We start from the raw sequence: 11,931 nt of genomic DNA, 5'->3' as shown, positions 1-11,931 counted from the left end.
CCTATTATTCATTGACTAACGGAACGGTAATTTCAATCCGCATTCCTTTACCCGGAGCGGTAATAAACTGAATGGAACCTCCGATTTCATTCATCCGCTCCTGCATATTCGACAAACCGTAGGAAGTTTGTTTACTGTCATCCAATTCAAAACCAATCCCATCATCACGGAGCGTCAAACGAACTGTATCTCCTCGCCGATGCAGCCTGATTTCCATCTTTTCTGCTTTCGCATGACGAAGCGTATTGGAGATTGCCTCCTGCACAATACGGAATAAGTGATTCTCTACCCCTTTTAGCAATTGTACATCAGGGTCCATCTCGAACACGATTTCAATCGGAACCTTAACCTTAAGTTCCTTGATCAACTCCTGCAGCCCCTGCTCTAATCCCTTACCTTCCAAATAAACAGGTCTTAAATGAAGCAATAGTGCTCTCATCTCTGATTGGGCTACAGCAGACATTTCTTCGATAAGTGCAATTTGCCGTTGCGCCTTGTCAAAATCCTTCTCCAGCGTCCGGCCTACAGCCGTGGCGGTCATAGAGATCGCGAACAACTGCTGTGAGACTGCATCATGCAATTCACGCGCAAGCCGCTGGCGCTCTTCCATAATAGCAGATACTCGTGCTTGCTCCGCGAGCTTCGCGTTATTTGTAGACAACCGCTGCAGTGTTGTCACTTGGTTTTCCCATTTCCCACTAATTCGGCCTAATTGTTCTCCGAGCCTTCCCAGCTCATCGTCACCCAAGTCAGGCATAGATAGCGTTAAGTTTCCCTTCTCCCACAATACGAGAGTTTCTCTCAGACGTTCCAACTTTCGCTTTACTCGGAAGCTCTGATAGAAACCAAAGCCAACCCCGAACCCCATAGGCAGCAGAATTAGAGTAAATGCCGTGCGTAATCCAATCATCCAGCTTTCAAAAGGCTTTAAATAGCCATATGTATACATGGTGTACAATATCACAAGCAGCATGACAAAAGAGAACAGAGCCCCCTCACCCATACTGCGTGACATCATGTTTTTGTTCTTTTTATCCATACGGGGACCCTCCCTTCTGTATCAAACTAATCAGGATAATCGCACATCCAAATCTCCCATCAAATAAGACACACTAAACTTTACCTTATATTCACTACTTTCATAGTTAGGGGACTTCCAATTCAGACGGTTTAGCATACCTGTATCGCGCCCATTACCGAATTCAATCGATCCAAAAAGCACAAAGGCTTCTATTTCCACACCATAATCATCTGACAATTGAATGTCCATATCACCAAAGATTCCTTGAAAAAGCATAACCGTTTCCTTTTGCTCCGCCATAGCCAGTGAAAGATCAATATCAGCCTCTCCAAGGATATGCCATGAGCTGAGGCTATGCATCACCCAGGGTGAGCGATCCCAGTCAAATCTAGAAGAAAAGTTCTGCTTCTGCATAAACCCTTCCTTACGCTGAACTCTTTTGGATTTAGTAAAAAACATTCCCAATGAAATCAAACAAATCCCCAGCACAAGCACCAAATGATCCAACAAAAGTAATATAGCGCCAATCCCGAGCAGCTTATAACCCTGCTTCACTTTGCCTGACGTCGTGCGGTAGACCCCTAGGAACAGGAATAGAAGCGCGACAATGGAGAAAAAGCCGAGCCATCTACCAAAAATCATCATGCAGCCAACACCGATCAGTCCGATGGCAATCAAACGGTTTCGTTTATCCATTTCGCACCTCCTACAAGTTTTGCGAAGCAAAACTAACTTCGTAAGCATATACTTAAGTTTTGCGAAGCAAAACTATCTTCGTAAGCATATACTTAAGTTTTGCGAAGCAAAACTATCTTCGTAAGCATACACTTAAGTTTTGCGAAGCAAAACTATCTTCGTAAGCAAAACTACACTCATCCATATATTATTGCCAGCCGCTACAAAAGCCATATCGGTATGGAGATCCATACCGTATGGCTTCTTCTTGTCCAGCATATCATATCTACTTAAGTTTTAGGAACAGGATTTATTCTTCTTTTTTGTTTAAAGAAGGAGCAGCCGGTGTATCATTCAGCTTGCTTCTCAGTGCAGCCAGTTGCTCATCCACTTTCAGTTGCTTCTCAACATCGACTGGTTTAGTGTAGGCAGCGGATGGGCTGTAAGGTGCACGCATTACATCTGCTTCTGCTTCAAGCTGCATAATCTTCTCTTCCATCCGGTGGAATCCGAGTGACGCACTGCCACTTTCGATGGAGTGTACGCTGCTGATTTGCGTCATTTGTTTCTTCGCTTTAGCCATTTGAGCACGGGATACGAGCTCGTTACGCTTATTGCGCAGTTTGTAGAATTCATCCTTCATATCATGCAGCTGCCCAACCAATTCCTTCGCTTGCACTTCAGCTTGAGCATGAAGATCGCTGTATTCCGCTTGTTTTTGGTCGAAATAGATTTTTTCTTCCAACAGCTTGCGAGTCACTTCTTCTTGACCGTTTTTCAGTGCCAATTCAGCTTGTGCTCCACGTTGTGCGGACATTTTTGCTGCTTCTTCCACGCGTTGCTTCATGCGACGTTCGTTCGCCATTTGTTTGGCAACTGTAACTTCTGCTTCGTGGATTTCAGCCTCCATATCGCGCAGATATTGGTTAAGCATTACGATTGGGTCCTCTACCTTATCCAACAAGTCATTTACCGACGCTTTAGTCATATCTTTAATTCTTTGAAATACTCCCATGATTTACAATTCCCCTTTCTCATATTTAGACAGTTTTTGTTTGAGTTCTTCTACTTCTTTTTGCAGAGCCTTCTTCTCGATATCCTTCATCATCGCATCCAAACCGGAATCCTGAGCTGAATATGATGCGCTGTTCTTCTCAAAATTAGGATTGTAGTTAGGTTGGCGTCCATAAGGTCCATGTCCGCCATTAGCATGCGGTCCGTGTCCATGTTCCGGTCTACCTGAGTAAGGACCATCGAATGGGCCACCCGGTGCACCAGGGCCTGGTCCGAAAGGATTATAATGCGTAGGCTCCTTCGGAATAACCAGCGCTGCAATGAAGTACACTGGAATCACGGCACCTCCTGTAAACGGAATGCTGACCAGTAACAGAATCCGAAATAGCGTGGAATCAATACCGAGTGTCTCAGATAATCCACCTGCAAGACCCGTCATCACTTTATCTCTAGTTGAACGATATAATCGACTCATAGCGCTACTCCTTTCCACCATTGTTCAGTTTCTCCTTTAAGCGAGCCATTTCTCTTTCGAGTACGGTTGCTACAGTCTCACCTGCTTGCACCGCATATTCCTGTCCCATGCGACGCACATCACGCAAGCTCTTCGCTTCTAATTCCCAATCTGACATCCGATCTTCCAGACGTCCGAACATTTTGGGAACATCACCGCCGTTACCATAAGCACTTGCTCTTTGGTTCATACGTTGCTGTAGTCTCAGCGACTCCATCCGTGCTGCGTAATACTGACGTTTGCTATAAACTGTCTGATACTCTATTTTCAGCTCATTCAGCTGTCCTTCAAGATCAAACAAGGATTGCTTACTTTGTTCAAGTAGCCCGCTATATTGCTCCAACTTTTCCTCGTGAATGATCTTTTCTTGTAAAGCCAGCTTTGCAAGATGATCTTCTCCTGCTTTTAATGCGAGTAACGCCTGTTCCTCACGTTTATTTCTCATGGCAGTCGCTTGGTTAACTTGCTGCTGCAATTGCTTCGTATGGGAAGCGTATTGCTGATACAATCTTTCAGCTTCACTGATTTCCTCGCGAGTTGAATGTAGAAATTGATCAATTAGCTTCACAGGATCTTGACTTTGCTCTAGACGTTCATTTAGATTAGCTACTGTAATATCCCTCATGCGACGAAAAACACTCATAATCTCCTGCTCCCTCCCTGCTTCTTGTTTAAGTACAATCCTTCTTAATAAGTACCATTTCTTCTACCCTTTAAAGCTGACACTCCCCATACGATCAACGCCACACCTAGCAGTGGTCCGATGATCCAGGAAAGCTTCGCGATCAGGGACATGACACCAATGAACATTAGTACCCAACCGATAACCTTGCGTCCACTCTTAATCCCATAGTACCCGAGAACAACCAGCAATACTGGGAACAGTAGTCTGAAAATACCGTGAATCAGAGGAAGCGCTAAACCGAGCAACATTACCGCACCAATCACAATCAGTACAACCGCCAATCCGTTTCCTTGTCTTCTTTGCATTATTTTCTCACCGCCTTTCGTTGTCCTTAACCTTATAGCCTTATTCTAGAGCAATTCGCAGACTTTCAAAACAGACCAACGACGGTTTTTGGTACTGGACCTTAGTCGAGGTAGCTGTACGACTGCAGACCACTATAGGGCTAGCAAAGCACTTTTCCTCAATGAAATAGCGACTTTAACAAGCATAAATGCCTTTGGCGTCCTTATAGGACGGTAAGCGTTTATGCGAGAAATATAAGGATAATGTATAACGTGAAACATATACTTTCTTATATTTTGAGAAAAACCCCCAATTTAGGGGGCTAAGCTTCGAGTACATTCAGAATCAATGTAACGGCAAAAATATAGAAAAAACACTGCCTTTACTTAACTCCGATCTCACTTTTATATATCCACCCTGCTCAGTCACAATTTTACGGGCTAAATAAAGGCCTATGCCAACACCTTCAGTTCCATTGGAACCTGCTCCTCGGTAAAATCGTTTAAAAATGTCATTCACCTCAGTAGTAGGAATTCCTATTCCACCATCAGCAACATCAATCCTTGCAAAAAGATCATACCTCCGAATCGTAATTCTAACACTGCAGGGCCCGAGCGTATATTTCAGAGCATTATCGATGATGTTATAGATAGCTTCTCCCGTCCACTTGGGATCATGTTGCAGCGTAATCCCCTGATCTGATTCCAATAAGATCTCTATATTCTTTTGCTCTGCTGCCGGAAACGCCTGTTTGATCGCTGACAACACAGTATTCTCAAGACTATGCTTCTCCGTATGAAGCTCTATAATACCTGATTCCAACCGTGATAACTTGATCAGATTCTCCATGAGCCAAGACAGCTTCTCAATCTGACTACCCATATGGCGAGTAAATTCACTGCGTGTTTCAGCGGGGAGCCCTTCATCCATAATAAGACTGTTATACATCCCTAAATTGGCTAAAGGGGTCTTAAGTTGATGAGAGATATCAGAGATCAATGTTTTGACTTCTTGACTCTCTTCACGGTAGCGCTGCTTCTGCGAAGACAACAGCTCAGATAATTGAATAACCTGATGCTGTAATTTAGAGAGGAGTGTATCCTCCTGCACCGGGAACATCTGAGTCATTTGTCCATTAATAAGATCTTGAATCAATCCCGACAATGAAGATAGCGTGTTTAGCATTTCTTTACGAAGCGCGAGCACAAAACTTATAAACAGCAGAGCCATCACACTAACAAAAACCACGAATCCAATGGCTATAGACCTCTCAGGCTTATAATAAATAAGCATAGAGCCGAACAAAACCACGACTACAGCAAAAAGGGCGAAAGAGATCCAAATAATTTTTGAAAATGGGTTCTTCATCCTTATTCTCCCCATGTGTAGCCAATGCCGAATACGGTTTTAATGTATTTACAGTCTTTAGGATCATCCTCAATTTTGGCCCGCAGCCTACGAATATTTACACTCAGCGTATTCTCATCCACGAAATTACCATCTATGTCCCATAGCTTCTCCAGCATTAACCTCCGAGTAAGAACCTGTCCTCTGTTCTCGGTAAGAATGGCGAGTAGACGATACTCATTGGTGGTTAGTTTTATTTCCAGTCCATATTTATAAACCTTCATTTTAGCTGAGTTAATCGCAATATCCTTGTATTGAAACAGCTCTGAGCCACCATCAGTGCCTGTTCGTCGAAGAACAGCCTTAACACGCTGCAAAAGTACGACCATGCTAAATGGCTTCGCAATATAATCATCAGCTCCTAGCCCAAATCCAGCTACCATATCCTGCTCAGTATCGTTGGCAGTTAGAAATATAACCGGAATGGAACTCGTTCGCCGAATTTCCTGGCACAGTGCAAGACCACTCCCATCTGGGAGGTTAATGTCCAAAAGGACCAGACTGATGGTCTGATCCTGAATTCTAGAAGCCGCCTCCTGATAAGAATAGGCCTGAATAATAGTATAGTTTTCTTTTTCAAGCATGAACTTCAGCCCCTCGTTTAAGAGACGGTCATCCTCTACAATTAGAATGGTTGTCATTGAAACTCACCTCTATACCTATCATTGTAACAAGCAGAGGAAGACTACGCTGTTAATTAATTAGCTCTATTCCATTTGCCGCAGACGTTCCACAATGCTGTCCTTTTTAATTTGCTTATAAGCAATAAGCGGAACACTCAGGCAAACCACAAAAACGAGTACAATTGCAATAGAAAGCGGAAGGGTTGGGAAGCTAAACACAGCATAAGTAGCTTCTTGGCTGAACAGGCTATAAGCACCATAACTGACTAATGTGCCTATTGTTGAGATTAGTAATGTCGATATGATCGCATAACCTGCCCCTTCAAACAGCAACAGCTTTCTCATCTGCTTAAAGGTCATCCCGATGCTCTCCATCACTGCGAACTCCAGCTTCCGAGCTACAACCCCTGTATACATAATATTAACGTAATTCAAAATTCCAATCAGCGCTAGAATGAGCGCAATTCCGCCACCCATAATGTAAAAGGTTAACTTAGCCGATTCCATGAACCTTTCCATATACAGCTTCGACTCCAGCTTCAGCTCGCCATCTCCGCCGATGAGTCCTTCCAATAGATCGGTGATTGGCTTCCAGTCTTTTGGGTCAGCATTAATATACACTTTATTTATAAATGGGTTACTCATGAACTTCTTTATAGCGGCGTGGCTGATATAGACATTCGGAGCCACAAAATGTGAAGATTCCAGTGAACTGAAATTACCAAGCCCTCCAATTTCGAAAGATTGTGCGGCTTCGCTTTTTATAGGACTGATTTGAAATGGATCTCCGACCTTAAGACCACCGAGATTAAAATTGTCCAGCAAGGCAATCTCACCTTTTTCAAACCGTTCCATATCTACAGTGAACCCTAATTTCTCCTCCAACTTTCTGACCTGATCTGGATCTAACCCAGTAACACGGGTCATTGAGAACATCCCTTGCCCCTTAGCTAGTTGTTCATCGGCAGGGCGTTCTGTGTGATATGATTTTGCGAATTCATCTACATATTTACCGAATACCTTAGGGTCATATTTCATCTCAGCCATTTCAATATAAACCTTGAAGACCTCTTTTACTCCATTCATATCCTGAATATTCTTGATCAAATCCTCTGAGATCTTGGTCTTCGCTTCCCCCTCAAATCCTAAGGACATCGTCTGATTGGACAGCGTGAAGTCGTTATCCATGTATTCCGAAATAAAATGATCTGTACTCATACTAAGCACTAGTGTATTGATCACCAGAAAAGTCGTTAGCCCGAGAAATAAAGAGAGAAACACAACCATCGCCCGTTTTTTCACTCTAAAAATATTACGCCAAGCCAGTCGATGCAGCTTTGATCCACCAGTTCCCCGTTTCTTCTTAGCTTTAACCATCGTCCCTGTATATCTTACCGCTTCTATTGGAGAGACTTTACCGGCTATAGAGGCGGGTTTAATAGCACTGAACATGGTGGTCAACCAAGCAAACAACGCAGCTCCAATAAAGATTAATGGGTGAAACGAAATCTCCACGCCCGTATCCAAATCCATTGTACTCATAGCCAGCGGCACCATTACGAAGGAAGTCACAGCTCCTGCGGCAAGTCCCAGTGGGATAGCGATAAGTGCTAACCGTGAGGCCTGTGCCCTAACTATTTTTTTAATCTGCCGTTGTGTAGTTCCTAGCGTTCTAAGCAGACCGTAGAACCTTGTATCCCGTGAGACAGAAATATAAAGCACATTATAAATCAATAAATATCCGCTCAGCATAACAAATAATATAATTCCAGCGTAACCAATCAAAGTTGCTGTTCTATCCGAAGAGGAAGACGATTGGTTAGAGACCGGTTCGAGCTTCTGACTTTTTTCCAAAGAAATATCCTGTTGCAAACGTGAGATAAGTTTATCCGTGTTTTTCTCATTAAATAAGATAGTGACATTTTTGGGATTCTCAAGATCTACACCATGCGCTTCGGCAAAAGCTCCCGATACCAGCATAGCGCCAGTATTTCCGGTACGCACATGACTGTAATCGGTAAACCATCCACTTAGTATGAAGGTGTTACTCTCTTGAGATTTCACCCCACCGCGGGTAACGGAGTAGGTAAATGGCAAGCTCATGCCGATCTGCGGATCATCCACCCCCATCGACTGTAATATCCATAAAGGAACGGCGATTTCATTGTCCTTTTCTGGGTACTTGCCCTTTAGCCCATCGATTACAGGCTTACGCATCTCTGTCCATTCTGTAGAGTCGTACCAGAGCAGAGCTAAATTAAGATCTCCTATTTCTGGCGTATTGATCACATTACCTACCCTGGACTGAAGTCCGATGGTCTCAATATAGGAGAGTTCCTTTAACTTGTTCATTTGTTGTTCTGACGGGGAGGTTAAGTAGACATCAGCCATGGTTCCGTTTATTTTCAATTGCTGCATTTCGAAGGTCTTATAGTTGCTCAGTCCAATACTAAAAAAAGAAGTAATGAGCCAGGTAGTAAGCACGATAGCCAGAATCACAAAACGATTTCGGGTCCGATTGGCTTTCAGGCTTCTGCTCGTCAGCTTTTTAACAATGGGCTTATTACTGTTTGGAAACATCATCACAATGCCCCTCCAGTAATTTTACCGTCCTCTATCCGGATGGTCCGGTCTGCAAGCTGAGCAATCTCTTCATTATGAGTAATCATTAGAATCGTCTGATTAAACTGTCTGCTTGTTACTTTGAGTAATCCAATGACCTCCTGGCTAGTGATGCTGTCCAAGTTCCCTGTAGGTTCATCTGCTAGGATAATGGAAGGTTTAGCTGCCAATGCCCGTGCGATGGCTACCCTTTGCTGCTGACCGCCTGAAAGCTGACCAGGGAGGTTGTCCAATTTTTGCGAAAGACCTAACGTATTCACAATATGATCCACGAAATCCTTGTCTATTTTGTTTCCATCCAGCTCTATAGGCAACACAATATTTTCGTATACATTAAGAATCGGCACTAGATTATAGTTCTGAAACACAAATCCGATCTTTCTTCTTCTAAATACCGTCAACTCATCATCCTTCATCCCAAAAATATTTTTACCATCTATGATCACCTGACCTTCTGTCGCCCGATCAAGCCCGCCTAGCATATGTAAGAGCGTTGATTTGCCACTTCCTGAAGTTCCGACAATCGCTATAAATTCACCGTTGTGTACCTCTACGTTAATACCATCCAGTGCCTTGACCAGATTAGTACCCTTACCATAATGTTTTGTGAGATTATTTGCGCTGAGTACAGACATATTTCCCATCTCCATTCCGCTTTGTTATTCTACAACCTATTATATAGAGCAGTTCTTACATTCTAGTGACACAAAAAAAGACTTGCCCATAATGGACAAGTCTCGTTGAATTACTAATCTAACTATTTAAGCTTATTTAAAAGCAGGCAACGCAATATCCGCGTAGTTATCTTCAAGGAATTTCTTCACTTCTGGTCCGCTAATCCGTTTAGCTAGCTTCTGGATCGCATCAGAGTCCTTGTTGTCTTCACGTGCAACCAAGGTGATCGTGAATTCAGAATCCGCACCTTCAGTAATCAGTGCATCTTTCTTCGGTGTTAATCCAAGCGGGCTAGCATAAGCCGGAGTCATTGCCACTAGATCTCCATCATCCAGCATACGGGCCAACATCAATAGATCAACTTCCTCAAACTTAAAGTTTTTTGGATTCTCAGTAATGTCTGCTTGTGTAGCCTTGATGCCTACACCTTCTTTTAGCTTAATCAAATCGGCTGCAGCGAACATTTGTAAAGAACGGCCGATATTTGAAGGGTCATTAGCCATTACTAGTGTTGCACCTTCCGGCAGATCCGCAACATTCTTGTAACGCTTGGAGTATCCACCGTAAATAGCGTCATAGACAGGCTGTACCTCTACTAGATTGGAGCCTTTGCTTTCATTAAACTGCTTCATATAAGGAACGTGTTGGAAAAAGTTAGCGTCTACTTCTTTATTCGCCAAAGCCTCATTAGGCTGCACATTGTCAGACAGCACAACGATTTCAAGATCAATGCCATCTTCCTTCAGAAGTGGCTTCACAATATCCAGAATTTCCGTCATTGGTGGAATCAAAGTAGCAATCTTTAATTTGGTTAGCTCATCGCTACCTTTTGCAGAATTGTTCTCGGCTGCTTTATTAGAGCCACAACCCGCTACGACCAATACCATTAACATAAGCACAACTATCATTGATTTTTTCATTACTACAACTAACCCCCAGTTTATATGTTTAACCATTTTGTATTACAAAATTTGATGTACAGGTTGAACGATTAACGCTTATCTAACAGCCGTGAGATCGTACCTCCTGTGAATTGAACCAACTGAACCAATACAATCATCACAACAATCGCATAGATCATCACTTCAGTCTCAAAACGCTGATATCCGTAACGGATCGCAAAATCTCCAACCCCGCCCCCTCCAACAACCCCCATTACAGTCGAGTAAGAGATAAAACTAATGGTGGAGGTAGTAAGTCCGAGCACTAGACCCGAACGAGCCTCTACATACAGAAACTTAAAGATCAACCCCAGCTTCGAGGCCCCCATAGACAACGCCGCTTCTATGACTCCTTTAGGAACCTCCAGCAAAGACTGCTCCACCAGACGAGAGTAATAAGCAATGGCAACAATGGATAACGGAACCGTGGCAGCCATTGTTCCAATCGCAGTTCCGACGAGGAAACGAGTGACCGGAATGAGTGCAACGACAAGCAGCAGGAATGGAAATGAACGGATAATATTTACGATGCTGTTGAGTACCAGTGACAATGTTTTATTCTCATAGAGCTGCCCTTTTCGGCAAAAAAACAACAACGTCCCGAGCGGAAGCCCCAGTAGCAGTGCGGCACCAACAGAAATACCGACCATTATAAAAGTTTCTCCGATCGATTCCCACATCTGTGCCTGATATTGAAGTACACTATCAAACATGCGTTTCCCCCGCTTTACCCAGAATTTGATCCCGGTAAGAGCCAGTACGGACTGCAGCAGGCCGGAAATCACCATCTTGGCGTGAGAATGAATCTACGATTCGACCATTTTCCATCACCGATACGTGAGTGCATATGCTTTTGACAACATCCATCTCATGCGTAACAATCACTACCGTAACCCCAAGACCCCCATTAATATGCTTCAGGACATCTAGAATATCCGCAGTTGTTCCTGGATCTAGTGAGGATGTTGGTTCGTCACATAGCAATAGTCCAGGACTGTTCGAAAGCGCCCGGGCGATCGCCACACGTTGTCGCTGTCCTCCACTTAGCTGTGCGGGATATTGCTCTGCCTTATCAGCCAATCCGACAAAATCGAGACATTCCTTCACCCGCTTCATCCGTTCACGCTTCGGCACCCCTGCCAGTTCCAGAGGGATCGAAATGTTGCGGCTTACCGTGACGTTATTGACCAGATTAAATTGCTGAAAAATCATTCCAATCTTTTCCCTAGCTTTCCGTAGCTGTTTACTCGGCATTTCGGTTAAATTATGCCCTTCTACGGTAACTGTCCCTTGATCCGGCTTTTCCAGCAGATTAATCAATCGTAGCAGCGTGGATTTCCCTGCCCCGCTTTCACCAATAATCCCGTGAATCGATCCCTTCTTCACATCAAGCGATACATCATTCACCGCCTGATACATGCCGTCCTTCAGCTTGAATCCTTTACTCACCCGACTCAGCGATAGGATTG

The 11,931-nt window shown here is 43.7% G+C and carries 13 protein-coding genes; all 13 read right to left on the bottom strand.

All coding sequences use genetic code 11. The features are described 5' to 3' along the window. Positions 1-4: 4 nt before the first annotated feature. Positions 5-1,039: a sensor histidine kinase gene (locus tag ACWNM1_RS13625; RefSeq protein ID WP_042191761.1), complete on the bottom strand. Its 1,035-nt coding sequence runs from the start codon at positions 1,037-1,039 to the stop codon at positions 5-7. Between the two features lie 30 nt (positions 1,040-1,069). Then, entirely contained in the window at positions 1,070-1,717 is a 648-nt protein-coding gene (liaF, locus tag ACWNM1_RS13620; protein WP_449601336.1) for a cell wall-active antibiotics response protein LiaF, read from the bottom strand. A gap of 289 nt (positions 1,718-2,006) precedes the next feature. After that, positions 2,007-2,711 (bottom strand): PspA/IM30 family protein, encoded by a 705-nt coding sequence (locus ACWNM1_RS13615; protein ID WP_042191765.1) that lies wholly within the window; start codon positions 2,709-2,711, stop codon positions 2,007-2,009. Positions 2,712-2,714: 3 nt separating this feature from the next. Further along, on the bottom strand, positions 2,715-3,185 hold the full coding sequence (locus ACWNM1_RS13610; RefSeq protein ID WP_449601335.1) for a PspC domain-containing protein: 471 nt from the start codon (positions 3,183-3,185) through the stop codon (positions 2,715-2,717). A gap of 4 nt (positions 3,186-3,189) precedes the next feature. Beyond that, positions 3,190-3,867 (bottom strand): PspA/IM30 family protein, encoded by a 678-nt coding sequence (locus ACWNM1_RS13605; RefSeq protein WP_449601334.1) that lies wholly within the window; start codon positions 3,865-3,867, stop codon positions 3,190-3,192. A 44-nt stretch (positions 3,868-3,911) separates the two neighbouring features. Next, positions 3,912-4,214, bottom strand: coding sequence for a LiaF transmembrane domain-containing protein (locus tag ACWNM1_RS13600; RefSeq protein WP_076285318.1), 303 nt, complete (start codon positions 4,212-4,214; stop codon positions 3,912-3,914). Between the two features lie 325 nt (positions 4,215-4,539). Next, on the bottom strand, positions 4,540-5,562 hold the full coding sequence (locus ACWNM1_RS13595) for a sensor histidine kinase (protein ID WP_449601333.1): 1,023 nt from the start codon (positions 5,560-5,562) through the stop codon (positions 4,540-4,542). A gap of 2 nt (positions 5,563-5,564) precedes the next feature. Continuing rightward, positions 5,565-6,242, bottom strand: a complete 678-nt coding sequence (locus ACWNM1_RS13590) for a response regulator transcription factor (RefSeq protein ID WP_449601332.1) — start codon at positions 6,240-6,242, stop codon at positions 5,565-5,567. 66 nt (positions 6,243-6,308) lie between these two features. Next, complete coding sequence (locus ACWNM1_RS13585; RefSeq protein WP_449601331.1) at positions 6,309-8,807, bottom strand: ABC transporter permease; 2,499 nt, start codon at positions 8,805-8,807, stop codon at positions 6,309-6,311. Further along, positions 8,807-9,481, bottom strand: a complete 675-nt coding sequence (locus ACWNM1_RS13580) for an ABC transporter ATP-binding protein (RefSeq protein WP_449601330.1) — start codon at positions 9,479-9,481, stop codon at positions 8,807-8,809. The genes ACWNM1_RS13585 and ACWNM1_RS13580 overlap by 1 nt, the downstream gene beginning before the upstream one ends. Positions 9,482-9,613: 132 nt before the next feature. Beyond that, positions 9,614-10,441, bottom strand: coding sequence for a MetQ/NlpA family ABC transporter substrate-binding protein (locus tag ACWNM1_RS13575; RefSeq protein WP_042191777.1), 828 nt, complete (start codon positions 10,439-10,441; stop codon positions 9,614-9,616). A 71-nt stretch (positions 10,442-10,512) separates the two neighbouring features. Further along, entirely contained in the window at positions 10,513-11,175 is a 663-nt protein-coding gene (locus ACWNM1_RS13570; RefSeq protein WP_042191779.1) for a methionine ABC transporter permease, read from the bottom strand. Beyond that, positions 11,168-11,929, bottom strand: a complete 762-nt coding sequence (locus ACWNM1_RS13565; protein ID WP_449601329.1) for a methionine ABC transporter ATP-binding protein — start codon at positions 11,927-11,929, stop codon at positions 11,168-11,170. The genes ACWNM1_RS13570 and ACWNM1_RS13565 overlap by 8 nt, the downstream gene beginning before the upstream one ends. Positions 11,930-11,931: the final 2 nt, after the last annotated feature.

This window comes from Paenibacillus sp. Marseille-Q9583, from assembly GCF_976954365.1.
This window is presented reverse-complemented; position numbering and strand designations above follow the sequence as displayed.

What these genes read in the sequence shown, in the direction of transcription:
- ACWNM1_RS13625 (WP_042191761.1), bottom strand. Translation starts at nt 1,039, where the DNA reads ATGGATAAAAAGAACAAAAACATGATGTCACGCAGTATGGGTGAGGGG.
- liaF (WP_449601336.1), bottom strand. Translation starts at nt 1,717, where the DNA reads ATGGATAAACGAAACCGTTTGATTGCCATCGGACTGATCGGTGTTGGC.
- ACWNM1_RS13615 (WP_042191765.1), bottom strand. Translation starts at nt 2,711, where the DNA reads ATGGGAGTATTTCAAAGAATTAAAGATATGACTAAAGCGTCGGTAAAT.
- ACWNM1_RS13610 (WP_449601335.1), bottom strand. Translation starts at nt 3,185, where the DNA reads ATGAGTCGATTATATCGTTCAACTAGAGATAAAGTGATGACGGGTCTT.
- ACWNM1_RS13605 (WP_449601334.1), bottom strand. Translation starts at nt 3,867, where the DNA reads ATGAGTGTTTTTCGTCGCATGAGGGATATTACAGTAGCTAATCTAAAT.
- ACWNM1_RS13600 (WP_076285318.1), bottom strand. Translation starts at nt 4,214, where the DNA reads ATGCAAAGAAGACAAGGAAACGGATTGGCGGTTGTACTGATTGTGATT.
- ACWNM1_RS13595 (WP_449601333.1), bottom strand. Translation starts at nt 5,562, where the DNA reads ATGAAGAACCCATTTTCAAAAATTATTTGGATCTCTTTCGCCCTTTTT.
- ACWNM1_RS13590 (WP_449601332.1), bottom strand. Translation starts at nt 6,242, where the DNA reads ATGACAACCATTCTAATTGTAGAGGATGACCGTCTCTTAAACGAGGGG.
- ACWNM1_RS13585 (WP_449601331.1), bottom strand. Translation starts at nt 8,807, where the DNA reads ATGATGTTTCCAAACAGTAATAAGCCCATTGTTAAAAAGCTGACGAGC.
- ACWNM1_RS13580 (WP_449601330.1), bottom strand. Translation starts at nt 9,481, where the DNA reads ATGTCTGTACTCAGCGCAAATAATCTCACAAAACATTATGGTAAGGGT.
- ACWNM1_RS13575 (WP_042191777.1), bottom strand. Translation starts at nt 10,441, where the DNA reads ATGAAAAAATCAATGATAGTTGTGCTTATGTTAATGGTATTGGTCGTA.
- ACWNM1_RS13570 (WP_042191779.1), bottom strand. Translation starts at nt 11,175, where the DNA reads ATGTTTGATAGTGTACTTCAATATCAGGCACAGATGTGGGAATCGATC.